Below are 18645 nucleotides of genomic sequence, written 5' to 3'. Positions count from 1 at the left end.
GCGCCTGGCGACTACCAGCCCTGTCGGCCCGCTCCGACGCCGTGGTCCACCTCGCCGGCAGCCGCACCAACGAGATGACCGTCTCCTCGCGCGACCTGACATCACGGGACGAAAAGGCAATACCGGATGAAACATCGAGGGACGACGGCCCCTGAGGCGAACGTGAGATTAGGAGTTGGGACACCGGTCAACGCGAGGCCACCGCTCGGGTGTGCTCGCTCAACGAAAGGACATGAACCGTGTGATAGAGCGTTCCTGCGCTGGTCAGAAGGGGTGCATGGCGGCGGCCTGCGTCGGTGCTCAGCGGATTTGACGCCGACGTCAAACAGAGTTGACGTATCGGCCCGTCTGGAACTGTGGTTCACGACTGTGGTCTCTCGCTGGTGGCGCCAACCACCACAGGAGGCTGGCTCCGTCGTCCTGGGGCGGAGCACCCTTCAGGGCGTCAGTAGCTCGGGGATAGTCGGCGGGCGGCCCGGATTTCTCGAAGGCGTAGCGCCCTTCCATGTTGCAGTGGGCGTACTCGTACGGGCTGAGCCCAGCGGCGGCCCCGCCGGGCACCGGCCGACCACTGCGGTCCCGCTCCTTGACGAACTGGTCAGTTTTGACGGTGTTGTAGAGGGCATTCATGTTAGCCGCAGCACCGGCCGGGCAGACAGCACAACCGGCCTGGCAGGCTGGGCAATTCATCCCGACGGACCAGGGGAGAACCGTCGAGTCGGCACAGCCCAGCAGGTACAGGAGAGGATGACGCGTCCGGGAACGTCACGCCCCTCGCTCACCCCACCCAAAACAATGCCTGACCAGTAAGAATCAATCGTTCACGCCGATTTAGACACGACTTCTCAGCACCACTTCATCACAACCTCATCACAACCTCTCGCGCCAAAGCCGGGGTGTGGGCGTCTGCGCGGCACCCGTTCTGTCCGATCTCAGCGCATACGCCGTCGGGTGAAGCGGCCAGGCCGTCGTCCGGACGCCCGGCAGGAGGAGGTGGGACATTGGACGTCAAGACGGACTGCCGCGTGTTCAGGTCACTTTGCGGTAACGCTCAAAATTTGGCCAAATACGATTCATATATTTTCCCCTGTGTAATTTCGAAGCCGTGACGTCACTTGACGTGACGGTCTGATTGCAGGGGTGTGGTTTGAGGCTTTTGGGGAGAGGGATCCCGCATTCGAGGGGACGCGGGAGACAGCCGCTTGATGGTTCGCTGAGGCGAACCGCGCTGGCGGTTGCCGCTGTTCTCGCGGCGGAGACGGCATTGGTGTCGCTGGGGGCCGGGCAGACCTTCGCGGCCACGGACTCCGCCACCGTCAAGGTGACGTCGTCGGCCGCCAAGCCAGCCGCGTCGTCGGCGGATTCGACTGCCGCGGCATTGCTGACGGCTCGGTTGTAGGGCCGGAAGATCGAGGTGTTGTCGGAGCGTTCGGCCGACTCGACGACGTATGCGCTGCCGAACGGGCAGTTGCAGACGTCGACGTACGTGGCGCCGGTCCGGCAGCGGGTGGATGGGGTCTGGCGGAACATCGACACGTCGTTGTCCGACGGCGGCAGTGCTCTGAAGCCGGAGGTGGCGGCGGCGGACATCGCGGTCTCCGACGGCGGGGACACGGCGCTGGCGTCGGTGACCAAGGGCGCGCGGTCGTTCGGGATGGGCTGGGAGTCGAACCTTCCGACACCCTCGGTGACGGACGACACCGCCTCCTACGCTCTCGGTGACGGCGAGACCCTGAAAGTCACCGCGCTGTCGCAAGGATTCAGCCAGAAGGTGGTCCTGGACAAGGCGCCCGACGGCCCGGTGAAGTACCGGATCCCCATGCGGCTCAGGGACTTGTGCTGTCGGTGGCCGAATCCGGTCACCTGCTGTTGAAGGACACGGCAGGGAAGCTGGTCGCCGAGGCGCCCGCGCCGATGATGTGGGACTCCTCCAAGGACCATATGTCCGGAGAGCCGGAGCATCAGGCCAGGGTCGGTACGGAGGTCGAGACGGCCGGGACGGGCACAGACCCTCGTCGTCACCCCGGGCGCCGACTACCTCACGAAGAGCGAGCTGACGTACCCCGTCACCGTCGATCCGACCACCACCCTCGCCGCGACCACGGACACCTGGGTCGCCACCAACTACACCGACTCGCAGGTCTCCTCGGAGGAGCTGAAGTCGGGTTCGTACGACGCGGGGCCACGAAGGCCAGGTCCTACATCAAGTTCGATGTCGCCCCGTTCAAGGGCAAGCACATCACCGACACGAACCTCGCCCTGTACTCGTACTACTCCTCGACCTGTGACACCACCGGTGCGGGCACGGAAGTGCGGCGGATCACCGGGACCTGGACGTCGGCCGACATCACCTGGGCCGTCCAGCCCGCCACTACCACCACCGGCGCCGTCATCAACAAGGCCGCGCTTGGCTACAGCAGCTCCTGCCCGGCCGGGACGGTCAACTTCGACATCGACGCCATCGTGCAGGCGTGGGCGGACGGCGTCACCAACCAGGGTCTGCGGATCGCGGGCGCCTCGGAGACCGACTCCACGACCTGGCGGCGCTACCGCTCGGCCAACTACGTCTCCGGCGACGGCTCCACCGAGCCCCACCTGACCGTGACATACAACTCGTATCCTTCGGTGCCCAGTTCGACGGCCATCGCCCCGTCGCAAGTCAACTCCTACAACGACAAGCGGTATGTGACGTCGTTGACGCCGACTCTGTCGTCGAAGGTGACGGACGCCGACGGCGCCAACGCCCAGGCACAGTACGAGATCACCGCTGACCCGGCCTATGCGGACACGACGTACGCGTACACCGCGTACGGCAAGACGGTGGCCTCGGGCAGCACCTCGACGCTGGCTGTTCCGTCGGCCTCGGCGTTTCCGTCCGGAGGTCATCTTCGGTACCGGGTGCGGGCCTACGACGGTACGGACTTCGGGGCGTGGTCGGGCTACACCACGTTCGTGCTGAACACCGCCAAGCCGACCGCGCCGACCGTCGCCTGCGACACGTACACGCAGAACGGCTGGACCGCCAAGGCGAGCGCCGCCGTGAACTGCACCCTCGACACCGCCTCCACGGACGGAGCCGGATTTCAGTGGGGCCTGGACGACGCGTCCATGCCCACCAAAAAGCTGGACACCGGCGACGGCTCCGGCGGCGACGCGCAGACCGTCAGCATCAACCCCGCCAACGGCTGGCACACGCTGTACGCGCGCACCATCGACTCCGGCGGCAACCTCTCCACCGCGACCACCGCCTACAGCTTCGGTGTCGGCGCCGACGGGGCCGCGGTCCTCTCCCCGGCCGACGGTGACACCACGGCGCGCCGGCTGAACCTGTCCGCCAAGGGCCTCACCTCCTACACGGGTGTGACCTGGCAGTACCGGCGTGGTGAGACCGATTCCTGGCACACCGTGCCGGTCGGCGACGTGACCGCCGCCGGCACCACCGTCTCCGCCTGGCCGGTTGCCGTCAACAGCGGCGCCGCCACCAAGGTCGTGTGGAACACCATCTCCAGCCTCTCCGAGGACGGCGTCATCCAACTGCGGGCCGCCTTCACCAACGGCGCCACCACCGGGTACTCGCAGACTGTCGGCGTCACTCTCGACCGCGACGCGGGTATCGCGCCCTCCGCCCAGGTGGGACCGGGCCAGGTCAACCAGCTCACCGGCGACTACACGCTGTCGGCCACCGATGCCTCCGCCTTCGGAGCGGGCGTGGGACGTACGTACTCCTCGCGGGCCAACAGCACCAATACCGAGGGCCAGGCACAGATCTTCGGATCCGCGTGGACCTCCTCCGTCGATGCGGCCGGCAGCGACTACACGCAACTGCGCAAGACCTCCGACGCATCGGTGGAACTGCTGAGCGCGGACGGCAGCTCTGTCGCCTTCACCGCGACCACCGGTGGCGGCTGGGAGCCGGAGACCGGTGCGAAGTCCCTGTCCCTGACGGGCTCGCTCACCGGCACGACCTTCACACTGAAGAGCGACGCCGCTGACGTCACCGTGTTCACCAAGGCGGCCACCAACACGGCCACCTGGACGCTCGCCTCCTCGGCGACGGCGGTCGATGACACCAACGTCACCGTCGCCTCGGAAACCGTCACGGTCGGCGGCAAGACACTGGGCCGCCCGAAGTACGTGGTCTCCCCGACCGGCGCGGTCCCGGCCGCCACCTGCCAGGCCACCCCGGCCACCAAGGGCTGCCGCGTCCTGGAGTACGTCTACGCCACGGCCACCACCGCCACTGCCAGCACGCTCGGCAACTACGCGGGCCAGGTCACGTCGGTCAAGCTGTGGGCCACCACGCCCGCCGCCTCCGCCTCGACCGCCGAGACGATCGCCTCGTACGCCTACAACGCCTCCGGCCAGCTGCGGCAGGTGTGGGACCCGCGCGTCAGCCCCGCGCTGAAGACGGAGTACACCTACGACACCGACGGTCGCGTGGCCACCCTCGGCCAGCCGGGCCAGCTGCCCTGGACCTTCACCTATGGCAAGGCCGGCTCCGCACTGACCGCGGGCGCGGGCATGCTGCTGAAGGCCACCCGGGCAGCCCTCGCACAAGGCTCCGACAGCACCACGTCCGGCTCGGCGGTCACCACCGTCGTCTACGACGTCCCGCTCTCCGGTCCGACCGCCCCGCACCAGATGGACGCGGCCACGGTCGCTGCCTGGGCGCAGGACGAGGCGCCGACGGACGCCACGTCCGTCTTCCCGGCCGGGACCGTCCCCGCTTCGAACACGGGCGGAGATCTGACCTCGTCCGCGTACGGCCGGGCCGCCATCACCTACATCAACGGCAACGGCCAGGAGGTCAACAGCGCGAGCCCCGGTGGCTCGATCACCGCGACGGAATACGGCGAGACCGGCAACATCGTCGCCGAACTCACCGCCGCCAACCGTGAGCTGGCACTGAGCGGCAGCAGCTCCGTCGAGCTGGCGACGCTGGGACTCACCGACCTGTCGACGGCCGAGCGCGCCCAGCTCCTCAGCACGGTCTCCGAGTACTCGTCCGACGGCGAGTTCCTCACCGACGAGTACGGCCCACTGCACGAGATCACCCTTACGAAGGAACTCAAGGGCGCCACCGCCGAGTCCACCCTGGCCGCCGGCGCCGTGATCCCCGCTCGCGCCCACACCTCGTACGCCTACGACGAGAACCGGCCCAGCGATGCGGAGGTCTCCGGCCTAGTCACCTCCACGGCCTCCGGCGCCGCAATCGCGGGCTACGCCAGTGACGCCGACACGGACACGAGCACCACGACCTACGACTGGTCCACCGGACAGGAACTGTCCACCGGGGGCGCCGAGTCCAGCTCCGTGGTGACGGTCTACGACAACGCGGGCCAGGTCGCCAGTACCCGGACGGCCGGCTCCTCCGGCTCGGACGCGGGCACGCTGCGGTACACGTATTACGACGCGGCCGCCACGGGCGCCTGTGCCTCCGTCGAGTGGGACGGGATGCTGTGCAGGATCACGCCCGCGGCCGCCGTCACCGGCGGCGGGAACAACCCCGCCGAGTCCGTCACCACGGTGTACACCTACGATCGCTGGGGCCAGATAGCCACCCAGACGGAAACCGCCAACGGCGCGACCCGCACGGCCGTCAACACGGTCGACACCGTCGGACGCACGACGAAGACGGCGGTCAACAGCACCACCGGCAAAGCCACTCCGCCCATCACGTACACCTACGACGGGACCAGCGGACAGCTCGCTGCCCAGACGTCGAATGGCCAGACCGTCACATTCGGCTATGACGGCCTCGGCCGTCAGACGTCGTACAACGACGGCACGGGCAGCACCACCACCTCGGCGTACGACGTCCTCGACCGCGTGGTGAAGGTGTCCGACTCGGTGCCCTCCACCTCCACCTACGCCTACGACGGCGCGACCGGCCGGGTCCTGTCCGTCACCGACTCCGTCGCCGGGACATCCACCGCCACCGCCTACGACGCCGACGGCGCTCTCACCGGCGAGTCCCTGCCCGGCGGCTACACCCTGGCCACAACCTTCGACACGGTGGGCAACCAGACCTCCGTGACGTACCGGAACTCCGCGGGCGTCGTCGTGCTGTCCGACGCCGCGTCCTTCACGATCCACGACAAGCAGGTGAGCCACACCCAAACCGACGGGTCCACCACCCAGGCCGACTACACCTACGACGGCAGGGGCCGACTCACGCAGGCCGCAGACACCACGGCCAACGGCTGCACCACTCGCGCCTACACCTTCGACGCGAACAGCAACCGAAAGGCTCTGACCACGAGTTCGGACGACTGCGACAGCAGCACCGCCGACACCACCACGGCCACCTCGTCGTACACCTACGACACGGTCGACCGCCTGGTGAACTCTGGCTACGCCTACGATGCCTTCGGCCGCACCACCACCAGCGCGGGCACCAGCCTCACCTACTACACCAACGACCTGGTCGCCTCGGAGACCCTCGGCACCAGCCGTAAGACCTTGGGCCTGGACGCCGTCGGGCGCCTGGCGTCCTCTACCACCGAGACCACCAGTGACAGCGGTGCCACCTGGTCGGCCACGAGCACCACGGTGAACCACTACAGCTGTGGCTGCGACACGACTTCGTGGGCGGTGACCACCGAGGCCGCAGGCTCCGCTTCCACGGTCAAGCGCAACGTCTCCGACCTCTTCGGAGGCCTGGCCGCCACCACCAGCGCCACCGGCGACGCAGTTCTCCAACTGTCCAACCTGCACGGAGACATCTCCGTCCAGCTGGATCTGGAGACCGCTACCGCGGAAGTCCAGCGTTACGACGAGTACGGCGCCCCGCTGGACGCCACCGCTGCCTCGGCGGAGTACGGATCCCTGGGCTCCTACCAACGCGCCACCGACGGCCTGGCCGGATACACCCTGATGGGTGTCCGCGTCTACGACCCGTCCACCGGCCGCTTCCTCCAGGCAGACCCGGTCTATGGCGGCAACGCCAACGCGTACGTCTACCCATCCGATCCGGTCACGCAGCTGGACACCAGCGGGAGCCGACTGAACTACCGCGATCAGCAAAAGGCGACAAAGAACTACACGCTGTATCTCAGGCGCTCCTGCACCGGACATTCCAAGTGCAGTCTCGCCTGGCGCCTGAAGCTGAAGAGCATATGGAAGAAGTACGGCTCCGTGAAGCTTGTGTTCAGCATCACCATTCCGGGGAGGCGGCTCTTCTCGAATCAGAACTATGGTCACGCGGAGGCAGGGGATTACTTCTTTCACGGCTCCTGGGGAGTTCCGAACGGGAGAGGCAGATCGGAGTCCGAGCGAGGAAAGTACAGTGTCCTCGGGTTCACGAGATGGTTCGACTGGACGGACAATGTTGAATGGTCTGGCACCGTCACTGTCCAGAATATTTGCGTGCGAAACCCTAGGCTGAGCGTTTGGGCCTTGTTTACCTGAGGATCTCTGGGTCCGTGCAGGTGAGTGCGTGAAATAGTATATCGCCGGAAGGGATCCTTCCGGCGATATACTATTTTGTGGGGCGAACTTTCAGTAGGGCGATCCAATCGGAAGGCTGGCGACGGTGTCGGATTTTTTGGACTGGCGGGGCAGGATGCTGCAATCGGTCTGGTGGCAGGGGGAGTCCGTGCCGGAGGGGGTGCTGGCGTGGATGTCGGACGTGCATGATGAATTCGGAGAAATTTCCGGAGAGGAATTCTGTGAACTCTGGACCACGCGAACCTTCTCCATGGCGAGATCGGCCTTCGAGGTGATCCAGAAGTCCGTACTCGACCAGGCAGGAAAAGTGGTTGTCGGGAGGAGTTCAACTACGTCAACTATTTTCGCGATCCGGATTTCGGGCCGGTCGGTGTGGTTCGCTTCAAGTCCGCAGAGGTCTCGACACCGGATTGGGTGGAAGTCCTTGGTGTCGTGGCGGAAGGGGTGCAGGAATTTGTTATGGATTACTACATGACGGTCTGGCCCGTCTGCGACCTTCACTCCCTCGGTCTGCACGTGGAATATTTTCGTGAGACTGCGGTGTGGAAATGTAATGGAGGGTCTGCGGGAGGCCATGTGGCAGGTGCGCTCGATCCTTCGAACCAGTTGGAGACCGTGGCGGATGACGGCGTGTGAGGGCGGCACGTGTGAGGTGACAGGATTTTTGCCCGCACCCCACTTCAGGAGTTCGGGGCGTTGACGATCTGACGAGGCGACAAGGGTGCGGCGGCATCCGTACGTCAGGTGTCGAGATGTCGAGTAAGGGACCGGCGAAACGCCGTCACGTGCCACGAGCCGGCGAAGGCGTGCATCGTCCGCAAACCGATCACCTGGGGGCGGGGCGCGCATTCGGGACTCCGTCGCCGTTTTCGTGCTGCCGGTGGGACCGTGCTCGCGGGCGAACCGAGCTTCCGGGTACCCCTCGAAGGTCATCTCGCCGAAGGCTTCCTGCGGTTCGGCGATCTTCGGCGATGCGCCTGGGAGTGGCCGCACGGGCGGCGTCCTGGGCTAGGAGCGGTGGTTCCTTTTTCGGGCCGGTCACAGCCGGTCAATCGGGCGCTGACCTGTGGCTATTGCTCACCTCTTGCCGACTCGCCGACCAGCAGCAGGCGTCTGACCTGCATAAACCCTGAAGCGGGGCGATAACAGCCTGATCACGTGATGGCATCGGGAAGCTCCGCCCGTCAATTCGGCGACCTGGGGCGTGCCATCATCGAGCATCGATCGACCAGTGAAGTCCGAGTTGGGAGGGCGCGTGGCGATGGAGGCCGGCCCTCGCGACACAGAACAAGACGCACCGGACACGCAGCACGAGGCAGGACGCTTGAGCCCCGACGGGCCCGATGAGCTCGACGTGACCCCTGAGGTCGAGGTCGAGCTGCGTCCCGTCCGGCGGCTGCGCATCTGGCAGCTCGCTCCGATCGTCACGCTCGCCGCGATGGGATCGTTGATGTTCGCCTTCCCGCTCGCCTTCGAGTTCGGCGACGGCGGCGCGGTCGTCGCCATGCTGGGCCTGCTGATCAGTTGCTGCGCCGCCGGCTGGGCCATGATGGCCGCCCGCCGTGTCGGCCACACCTGGCCCGGGCTGCCGTCCCGTGGCTCCGGGGAGCGCCCCGACTGGCGCGTGATCGTGCTGTACGTCGCGGTGTGCGCGGCACTCGTCGCGCTGGCCGTCTGGCGCGTGGCGCGGCTGCGCTGACGGACCGGCGAGCTACGGCCGGGCCCTCCCGGCCGCCTCCGCACCCCGTGGGGCGGTGGGGCCGAGGAGCCGGGATCGGGCCGCCGTGTCCACGCTGTCCGGTCGCGAGCCGGGTTTCCGCGCTGTCGGCGGGGCCTCGTACAGTTGTCCTGTGACCACCTCGCAGATCGCCTTCCTCAAGGGCCACGGCACCGAGAACGACTTCGTGATCGTTCCCGACCCGGACAACGCCGTCGACCTGCCCGCGTCCGTCGTCGCCAAGCTGTGCGACCGCCGGGCCGGTATCGGCGGCGACGGCCTGCTGCACGTCGTGCGGTCCGCCGCGCACCCCGAGGCGAAGGCCATGGCGGCGGAGGCCGAGTGGTTCATGGACTACCGCAACGCCGACGGCTCGATCGCCGAGATGTGCGGCAACGGCGTGCGGGTCTTCGCCCGCTACCTGCAGCACTCCGGCGCCGTGGAGGAGGGTGACCTCGCGGTCGCCACCCGCGGCGGCGTGAAGAAGGCGCACCTCGCCAAGAACGGCGATATCACCGTCTCCATGGGCCGTGCGCTGCTGTCCGGGTCGGGCGTCACCGTGAGCGTCGGCGACCGCAGCTGGGACGCCCGTAACGTCAGCATGGGCAACCCGCACGCGGTCGCGTTCGTCGACGACCTGGCGCACGCCGGTGACCTCTTCACCGAGCCGTCCTACGGCCCGGCCGGGGTCTACCCCGACGGGGTCAACATCGAGTTCGTCGTGGACCGCGGGCCCCGCCACGTTGCCATGCGGGTCCACGAACGCGGCTCCGGCGAGACCAGGTCCTGCGGCACCGGCGCCTGCGCCGTGGCCGTCGCGGCCGCCCGCCGGGACGCGGCGGACCCCGCGCAGACCGGTGCGCCGGTCACGTACACCGTCGACCTTCCGGGCGGCACCCTGGTGATCACCGAGCACCCGGACGGCGAGATCGAGATGACCGGAGCGGCCGTGATCGTCGCCGAAGGCAAGATCGATCCGGCCTGGCTCGAAACGCTGAACGGATAGAGCTTCGCTCGAATGGGTGATCCGTTTCACGCTGGGCGAGAGCCGGACTCCGCCACGTGGTGGGGTCGGTAGCATCAAGCACCGGCCCGGAGGCGCGACCGCACCTCCCCACCGCCGGTCGACGTTGCCGGAGGTGCCCCATGAGCGCAGAGGCCACCAACCCAGGTGCTCCCATCCGCAGGCGGGGCCGTCCCCGGATCGACCTCCGCAGGCTGGGACGGGTCGCCCTGCTGGGCCCGGTCTCCCGGGACCGGCTGCCCGACGCCATCGGCCACGTCGCCGAGGCACACCGGGCCCACCACCCCGACGCCGACCTGTCCGTCCTGCGCCGGGCCTACGTCCTCGCGGAGACCTCGCACCGCGGACAGATGCGCAAGAGCGGCGAGCCGTACATCACGCACCCGCTCGCCGTCACCCTGATCCTCGCCGAGCTCGGCGCCGAGACCACCACCCTGACGGCGTCCCTGCTCCATGACACGGTCGAGGACACCGAGGTGACCCTCGACCAGGTGCGGGAGCAGTTCGGCGACGAGGTCTGCTATCTGGTCGACGGCGTCACCAAACTGGAGAAGGTCGACTACGGCGCCGCGGCCGAGCCGGAGACCTTCCGCAAGATGCTCGTCGCCACCGGGGACGACGTCCGGGTGATGTCGATCAAGCTCGCCGACCGGCTGCACAACATGCGCACGCTCGGTGTGATGCGCCCCGAGAAGCAGGCCAGGATCGCCAAGGTCACCCGCGACGTGCTGATCCCGCTCGCGGAACGGCTCGGCGTGCAGGCGCTCAAGACGGAGCTGGAGGATCTCGTCTTCGCCATCCTCCACCCCGAGGAGTACGCGGACACCCGCGCCGTGATCCCCGCCGTCACCGCCACGGCGGACCCGCTCACCGTCATCGCCGAGAACGTCGCATCGGTACTGCGTGAGGCCGGCATCCCCTCCGAAGTCCTCGTCAGACCACGCCACTTCGTCTCCCTGCACCGGGTCCGGATCAAACGCGGCGAACTCCGCGGCACCGACTTCGGACGGCTGCTGGTCCTCGTGGGCGAGGATGCCGACTGCTACGCCGTACTCGGTGAACTCCACACCTGCTTCACCCCGGTGATCTCCGAGTTCAAGGACTTCATCGCGGCCCCCAAGTTCAACCTGTACCAGTCGCTGCACACCGCGGTGGTGGGACCGCACGGCCAGGTCGCCGAAGTCCTCATCCGCACCCACCGGATGCACAAGGTCGCCGAGGCGGGCGTCATCGCGCTCGGCAATCCGTACGCCGCCGACAGCGGTGCGCAGACCGCCGAACCCGCGGACGGCGAACGCGCCGACCCCACCCGGCCCGGCTGGCTGTCCCGGCTCCTCCAGTGGCAGCAGTCCGCGCCCGACCCCGACACCTTCTGGACGACACTGCGCGCGGACCTCGCCCAGGACCGCGAGATCACCGTCTTCCGTACCGACGGCGGCACGCTCGGCCTGCCCGTGGGCGCCAGCTGCGTCGACGCCGCCTACGCGCAGTACGGGGACGCGGCGCACCGCTGTATCGGGGCACGGGTGAACGGCCGGCTCGCCACGCTCAGCACCGTGCTCGGCGACGGCGACACCGTACAGCTGCTCCTCGCCGAGGACGCCGCGTCCGGGCCCTCGCCCGACTGGCTCGACCACGCCAGGACGCCCACCGCCCGCATCGCCATCACCGGCTGGCTCGACGCCCATCCGCAGGACGCGGAAGCCGCCCCAGGCAGCGGTCCCACTGACCGCAGGCCCGGACCGCAGCCCGCCCAGCCCGCGCCGCCCGGCTCCGCGGGCCCCGGCGGCCGCAACGCGAGCGCCGTGGTCGAACGGTCGGACGCCACCGTGCGGCTCGCGGGCTGCTGCACCCCCGTGCCCCCCGACGACGTCACCGGATTCACCGTGCGCGGCGGCGCCGTCACCGTGCACCGGCTGGAGTGTCCCGCGGCAGCCCGCATGGAGGCCGTCGGCCGCGAACCGGTCGTGGTGAGCTGGGGTGACGCGGCCGAATGCCGGGTGACGCTGGTCGCGGAGTCCTTCGGACGGCCCAGGCTGCTCGCGGACCTCACCGAAGCCATCGCCGGGGCGGACGCGGCGATCATCTCCGCCACCGTCGAACCCCCAGCGAACAGCGCGTGCGGCACACGTACACCCTGCAACTCCCCGACGCCGCCGGGCTGCCCTCGCTGATGCGCGTGATGCGTGACGTACCAGGGGTGTACGACGTGAGCCGCGCCCAGCAGCCGGCCGCCGCTCTCTGATAACCGGCCGGCCCGGCGGCCCGGCCCGCGCAATCCGCCACCACGGATCTCGTTCGAGTGGCGCGGCGCGCGCCGTCCCGGAACGGCGGGGGCGGCGCTGGTAGCCGTAGTCCATGCCGTTCCTCTCCCGCCGTCTGCGGGCCGCTCTGCTGGCCACCGCATCGGCCTCCCTCGTCGCCGCCACCCTGCCCGCACCGGTGCCGCTCGGCATCGGTGACCCGCTCTTCCCGCATCTCGGCAACCCCGGATACGACGTACTCGCGTACGACATCGGCCTCGACTACCCGGGCCGCAACAGCGAGCCGCTGGAGGCCGTCACCACGATCGAAGCGCGGACGACCGAGCCGCTGGACCGGATCAACCTCGACTTCACCCGGGGCACCGTGCGCTCCGTCCAAGTCAACGGCCTGCGCGCCGACTTCGCCGTCGAGGACGAGGACCTGATCGTGGAGACGCCGGGCCGGCTCCCGGCCGGGGTGCCGCTGCGCATCACCGTCCGGCACACCAGCGATCCCCGGGGCGAGCGGAACAGCGGCGGCTGGGTGCAGACCGCGGACGGACTCGTCATGGCCAACCAGGCCGACGCCGGACACCGGGTCTTCCCCGGTAACGACCACCCCGCCGACAAGGCGTACTTCACCTTCCGGGTCACCGCCCCCCAGGAGCTGACGGTGGTGGCCAACGGCGTGCGCACCGGGCGGAGCCGGCATGGTGACCGGACCACCTGGACCTACCGCACCGAACACCCGATGGCCACCGAACTGGCCCAGGTCAGCATCGGCAGGTCCGCGGTCGTGCAGCGGACCGGGCCGCACGGACTGCCCGTCCGCGATGTCGTGCCGGCGGCGGACCGGGAGCGGCTGGAGCGCTGGCTGAAGAAGACGCCAGGTCAGCTGGCATGGATGGAGAAGCAGGTCGGCCGCTACCCCTTCGAGAACTACGGCGTGCTGGTCGCCGACACCGACACCGGCTTCGAGCTGGAGACCCAGACACTGTCCCTCTTCGAGCGCCGCCTGTTCACCGACGGCGGCTTCCCCGAGTGGTACGTCGACTCGGTGATGGTCCACGAGCTGGCGCACCAGTGGTTCGGCGACAGCGTCTCCCCGCGGACCTGGTCGGACGTGTGGCTCAACGAGGGACACGCCAGTTGGTACGAGGCGCGCTACGCCGAGGAACACGGCGACCGGCCGCTCGAGCGCCGGATGCGCGACGCGTACACCAGGTCGGACAGCTGGCGCGCCGACGGCGGGCCGCCCGCGCGCCCGGCGCCGCCGGCCCCGGGCGAGAAGATCAGCCTGTTCCGGCCGGTGGTCTACGACGGCAGCGCGCTGGTCCTGTACGCCCTGCGCCAGGAGATCGGCCACGACGCGTTCGACCTGCTGGAGAGGCGCTGGGTGAGGAAGCACCGCGACTCCGTCGCGGCCACGTCGGACTTCGTCCGCCTGGCGTCCCAGGCGGCGGGACGCGACCTGACCACGTTCTTCGACGGCTGGCTGTACGGGGCGAGCACGCCGCCCATGCCGGGCCACCCGGACTGGCGCAGCGCGGCCCCGGCAGACAGCGCGACCCCTGCGGACAGCGGGAAACCCGCGTGACGGGCCGGGCGAGCCATGCCACTATCGACGGGTCGCCGCGGCGGCCGGACCGGACTGTTCGCCCTGTGGGAATCATCCGGGGAGGTCACGCGTTGTGACTGTTGTAACCGACTTCTATCGACGTAAGGATCCAATGACCTCCTCTTCTTCCCTTCCCCAGGACGCGCAGGACGCGCAGAGCGCCACGGAGAATGTCACCGAGAGCCTCACCGAGAGCCTTCGGGCCGACGCCCTGATGGAAGAGGACGTCGCCTGGAGCCACGAGATCGACGGAGAGCGGGACGGCGAACAGCTCGACCGCTCCGAGCGTGCCGCACTGCGGCGTGTGGCGGGCCTCTCCACCGAGCTCGAGGACGTCACCGAGGTCGAATACCGACAGCTGCGCCTGGAGCGCGTGGTGCTGGTCGGTGTCTGGACCTCGGGGACCGTGCATGACGCGGAGATCTCCCTCGCCGAACTGGCAGCGCTCGCGGAAACGGCCGGAGCCCAGGTGCTCGACGCCGTCTTCCAGCGCCGCGACAAGCCCGACCCGGCCACCTACATCGGTTCCGGCAAGGCTCTGGAGCTGCGCGACATCGTTCTCGAAACCGGGGCCGACACCGTTGTCTGCGACGGTGAGCTCAGCCCCGGCCAGCTGATCCACCTGGAAGACGTCGTCAAGGTCAAGGTGGTCGACAGGACCGCCCTGATCCTCGACATCTTCGCCCAGCACGCCAAGTCCCGCGAGGGCAAGGCGCAGGTGTCGCTGGCACAGATGCAGTACATGCTGCCGCGCCTGCGCGGCTGGGGTCAGTCGCTGTCCCGTCAGATGGGCGGCGGCGGTTCCAGCGGCGGTGGCGGCATGGCAACCCGTGGTCCCGGTGAGACCAAGATCGAGACGGACCGGCGCCGGATCCGCGAGAAGATGGCGAAGATGCGCCGGGAGATCGCGGAGATGAAGACCGGCCGCGAGATCAAGCGCCAGGAGCGCAAGCGCAACAAGGTCCCCTCGGTCGCCATCGCGGGCTACACCAACGCCGGGAAGTCCTCGCTGCTCAACCGGCTGACCGGTGCGGGTGTGCTGGTGGAGAACTCGCTGTTCGCCACCCTGGACCCGACCGTGCGCCGGGCTGAGACGCCGAGCGGCCGGATCTACACGCTCGCCGACACCGTCGGGTTCGTACGGCACCTGCCGCACCACCTCGTCGAGGCGTTCCGCTCCACCATGGAGGAGGTCGGGGAATCCGACCTGATCCTGCATGTGGTGGACGGCTCGCACCCGGTGCCGGAGGAGCAGCTCGCCGCCGTACGCGAGGTGATCCGTGAGGTGGGTGCGCTGGACGTGCCCGAAATCGTGGTGATCAACAAGGCGGACGCTGCGGATCCGCTGGTGCTGCAGCGGCTGCTGCGCATCGAGAAGCACGCGATCGCGGTGTCGGCCAGGACCGGCGCCGGTATCGATGAGCTGCTCGCACTCATCGACAGCGAGCTGCCGCGGCCGTCGGTCGAGATCGAGGCGCTCGTGCCCTACACCCAGGGCGGACTCGTCTCCCGGGTGCACGCCGAGGGTGAGGTGATCTCCGAGGAGCACACGTCGGAGGGCACCCTGCTCAAGGCGCGGGTGCACGAGGAACTCGCTTCGGACCTCGCCCCGTTCGTCCCGGCGGTGCACTGACCCCGGCCCAGCACCACACGGACCGACGGCCCGCCCCCCTCAGGGGGCGGGCCGTCGGTCGTCAGTGGTGTGCGGCTGTCACTGACTGCCGTACTTGTCGCTCATCATCGTGAAGATCTGCTCGGCGCCCTCACCCAGGTGGGGTCCGGCCAGCCAGCCCGAGGTCACCGGGCCGATCGAGGTGTTGGAGACCAGCGCCAGCTTGCCGTCGTCGCCCTCGCTGAACCAGCCGCCGCCGGACGAACCGCCGGTCATGGTGCAGCCGATGCGGTACATGGTGGGAGTGCTGGGGCTGATGGAGAGCCGGCCGGGACGGTCGACGCACTTGTGCATGATCAGGCCGTCGTACGGCGGTGCGGCCGGGTAGCCCCAGGCGCCCATCGCGCTGATCTGCTTGGCCTCGGGGGCGTCGAAGTTGACCGCCAGGGCGTTGCCCACGGTCTCCTCGAGGGACTTCGTGCCGTTCTCCGGCTTCACGTGCAGGACCGCGTAGTCGTACGGGGCGCCTTCGCCGCCGGTGGGTCCGCCGTTGGCCAGCCACTCGCCGGACGTGGAGGCCCAGTCGGCCCAGTAGGCGCCGTACGGGGCGATCTCCTGGGCCTGTGCGTTCTCCAGGGCTGCGGCGTCCTTGCCCTTGTCGTTGTACGCGGGCACGAAGACGATGTTGCGGTACCAGCCGCCCTTGGAACCGGCGTGGACACAGTGACCGGCGGTCCACACCAGGTTGGACTTGCCCGGGTTCTTCGGGTCCTTGACGACCGTGCCCGAGCAGACCATGTGGCCCTCGGGGGAGTCGAAGAACACCTTGCCGACCGGGGCCGCGTAGTCGTGGTACGGCGTCTTCTCGCGCTCGGCCGTGACCGGCTTCGGCTCGGGGTCGGTGACGCCCTGGTCGCCGGAGAAGTCTCCGGCGGACATGGTCTTGGCCGGGTCCTTGGCGGACTTCATCCGGTCGGGCTTCCACAGCCCGGCGATGACCGGGTTGACGAAGTCCTTGGCCTCACGCAGCCACTTGTCCTTGTCCCAGTTCTTCCACTCGCCCCCCTTCCACTTGTCCGGGTCGACGCCGTGCTTCTTCAGCGTGTCGGCAAGGTCGGCGGGCATGCCGCCCTTGGCGCCGCCGCCGTTGGCGGTTTCGGTGGCGGCGGGCTTGTCGGCCCCCTGGTCCTCACTCGGACCGCAGGCCGTGGCTGTCAGCGCCAGCGCGGCGGCGAGGCCGGTGGCGGCTATCAGCGGACGTATGGATCGCATGGAAAAGATTCCCCCTGAAATCTCAAAAAAATATGGCATGAGCGTGTCATGTGGCATGCCGGTCGGAACGGCTGCCGGTGATGATGCTGGACCACCCTATGACGACCGGAACCGGGTTCCTGTCAACGGGCGGCGTACGGCCGTGGGTTACGGACCGCGGTCCAGGAGCGGGTCATGGCGCGGCCAGGAGTGACGTCCGGACGGGCCGGGGGCTTCGGCGAACGCTGAGCCCACCGAAGCCCCCGGACCGGTCGGCCCCCGTACCTGACCGGTCGGCAGCACAGCTGCCCCTGGCCCGTCGGCACCCGCGCGTCGGCGGGTGCCGATCCGCCCCTACTGACCTGCGTACTTCTTGCTGACCGAGTCGTACACGCCCTTGGCTTCCTTGCCGAGGCGCGGTCCGGCCAGCCAGCCGGCCGTCACCGGGCCGATGGAGGTGTTCGAGACCAGCGCGGGCTTGCCGTCCTGGCCCGCCGCGACCCAGCCGCCACCGGAGGAACCGCCGGTCATGGAGCAGCCGATGCGGTACATCGTCGGGTCTGCCTTGGTGAGCGAGAGCCGGCCCGGCTTGTCCTTGCACTGGAACAGCTTCTGGCCGTCGTACGGCGGTGCGGCCGGGAAGCCGGTCGCCGTCATGTCGGCGATCTTGGGCACGGCCGGGGCGTTGAACTCGACCGGCAGCGCCGAACCGACCGTCTCCTCAAGGGACTTTCCGGTCGAGCCCTTCTCCGGCGTGACGTGCAGCACCGCGAAGTCGTACGGAGCGCCGAGGCCACCGACCGAGGCGCCCTGGTCGATCCACTGCTCGGAGGTCTGTGCCCATGCGCCCCACCACACGCCGTAGGGGGCGACCTTCTCCTTGGGCGGGTCGTTGCGGAGCTCGTCCGTCGACAGACCGCTGTCGTTGTACGACGGGACGAAGGCGATGTTGCGGTACCAGCCGCCCTTCTTGCCCGCGTGGACACAGTGACCGGCGGTCCACACCATGTTGGACTTGCCGGGGTGTGCCGGGTCCTTCACCACGGTCGCCGAACAGACCATGGAGCCCTCGGGGCCGTCGAAGAACAGCTTCCCGGACTCCGCGGCGTTTTCGTGGAACGGCGTCCGCACGCCGACGGCCTGGACCGGCGCCGGGGTCGGGTCGGTCACGCCCTCGTCGCCCGAGATGTCGTTGTCGACGGGCTTCTCGGGCGGCTTGTCCGCGTCCCGCATCCGGTCCGGGTCCCAGAGGCCTGCGATGACCGGGTTGATGAAGTCCTTTGCCTCACGCAGCCACTTGTCCCTGTCCCAGTTCTTCCACTCGCCGCTCTTCCACTGGCCGAGGTCGATCCCGTGTTCCTTGAGCCGGTCCTTCAGGTCATCCGGAACGGTGATCTTGTTGTCCGACGTCTGGCCCGTGGAACTGCTGCTCGGCTCGGCGCTCGCACCGTCGTCGCTCGGCCCGCAGGCAGTGGCGCCGAGCGCGAGAACGGCGGCGACCGCCGCGGTGGCGAGCACGGGGGAGGGGAGCGGCGAGCGCTCCCCCTGCGGCGTGCGGTGAACGCTGGTCGAATGAGTCGCATCTGTGGTGATCCCCCTGGGACTTCGTAACTCAACGCTTCTGTACTGCACTTCTGCACTGCTCTGTACTGCACTTCTGAACATCTGCACTTCTGCGCGGCGCACCGGCCGGTGTTCCCGAGGGCGTACCGGGACCGCTCCGGAGGTGCC

9 protein-coding genes and 1 pseudogene are annotated in these 18645 nt (G+C 68.7%); 7 read left to right on the top strand and 3 right to left on the bottom strand.

Annotation, left to right across the window (positions count from 1 at the left end; genetic code table 11):
• Positions 1 to 1417 precede the first annotated feature (1417 nt).
• Together LNW71_RS05795 and LNW71_RS05790 are read left to right on the top strand one after the other, a co-directional pair.
• Positions 1418 to 1873, top strand: coding sequence for a hypothetical protein (locus tag LNW71_RS05795; RefSeq protein ID WP_250967257.1), 456 nt, complete (start codon positions 1418 to 1420; stop codon positions 1871 to 1873).
• On the top strand, positions 1846 to 7410 hold the full coding sequence (locus LNW71_RS05790; protein ID WP_250967256.1) for a DNRLRE domain-containing protein: 5565 nt from the start codon (positions 1846 to 1848) through the stop codon (positions 7408 to 7410). Before LNW71_RS05795 ends, LNW71_RS05790 begins: the two co-directional genes overlap by 28 nt.
• Before the next feature lie 90 nt (positions 7411 to 7500).
• On the opposite strand, the gene LNW71_RS05785 is transcribed toward LNW71_RS05790, so the two are convergent.
• The gene (locus LNW71_RS05785) at positions 7501 to 7965 is read right to left on the bottom strand and encodes a hypothetical protein (protein ID WP_250967255.1); all 465 of its coding nucleotides are present in this window, start codon (positions 7963 to 7965) and stop codon (positions 7501 to 7503) included.
• A gap of 745 nt (positions 7966 to 8710) precedes the next feature.
• Between LNW71_RS05785 and LNW71_RS05780 the strand changes: the two genes are divergently transcribed.
• From LNW71_RS05780 to hflX, 5 genes and pseudogenes are all read left to right on the top strand, one after another.
• Positions 8711 to 9148 carry a hypothetical protein gene (locus LNW71_RS05780; RefSeq protein WP_250971907.1) on the top strand — a complete coding sequence of 146 codons (438 nt, stop codon included), beginning with the start codon at positions 8711 to 8713 and terminating at the stop codon, positions 9146 to 9148.
• Between the two features lie 151 nt (positions 9149 to 9299).
• Positions 9300 to 10172, top strand: a complete 873-nt coding sequence (dapF, locus tag LNW71_RS05775) for a diaminopimelate epimerase (protein WP_250967254.1) — start codon at positions 9300 to 9302, stop codon at positions 10170 to 10172.
• 140 nt (positions 10173 to 10312) lie between these two features.
• A pseudogene (locus tag LNW71_RS05770) lies at positions 10313 to 12435 on the top strand (bifunctional (p)ppGpp synthetase/guanosine-3',5'-bis(diphosphate) 3'-pyrophosphohydrolase).
• Positions 12436 to 12548: 113 nt separating this feature from the next.
• Positions 12549 to 14030, top strand: a complete 1482-nt coding sequence (locus tag LNW71_RS05765) for a M1 family metallopeptidase (protein ID WP_250967253.1) — start codon at positions 12549 to 12551, stop codon at positions 14028 to 14030.
• Positions 14031 to 14163: 133 nt separating this feature from the next.
• Positions 14164 to 15684: a GTPase HflX gene (gene hflX / locus LNW71_RS05760; RefSeq protein WP_250967252.1), complete on the top strand. Its 1521-nt coding sequence runs from the start codon at positions 14164 to 14166 to the stop codon at positions 15682 to 15684.
• A 78-nt stretch (positions 15685 to 15762) separates the two neighbouring features.
• Here hflX and LNW71_RS05755 read toward each other — a convergent pair whose 3' ends face one another.
• Positions 15763 to 16935 carry a hypothetical protein gene (locus LNW71_RS05755; RefSeq protein WP_250967251.1) on the bottom strand — a complete coding sequence of 391 codons (1173 nt, stop codon included), beginning with the start codon at positions 16933 to 16935 and terminating at the stop codon, positions 15763 to 15765.
• A 333-nt stretch (positions 16936 to 17268) separates the two neighbouring features.
• The gene (locus LNW71_RS05750) at positions 17269 to 18432 is read right to left on the bottom strand and encodes a hypothetical protein (RefSeq protein WP_250967250.1); all 1164 of its coding nucleotides are present in this window, start codon (positions 18430 to 18432) and stop codon (positions 17269 to 17271) included.
• Positions 18433 to 18645: the final 213 nt, after the last annotated feature.

It is taken from the genome of Streptomyces sp. RKAG290, assembly GCF_023701695.1.
Classification (GTDB): Bacteria; Actinomycetota; Actinomycetes; order Streptomycetales; family Streptomycetaceae; genus Streptomyces.
Note: the sequence above shows the minus strand (reverse complement) of the source record. Positions and strands in the feature narration are given on the sequence as shown.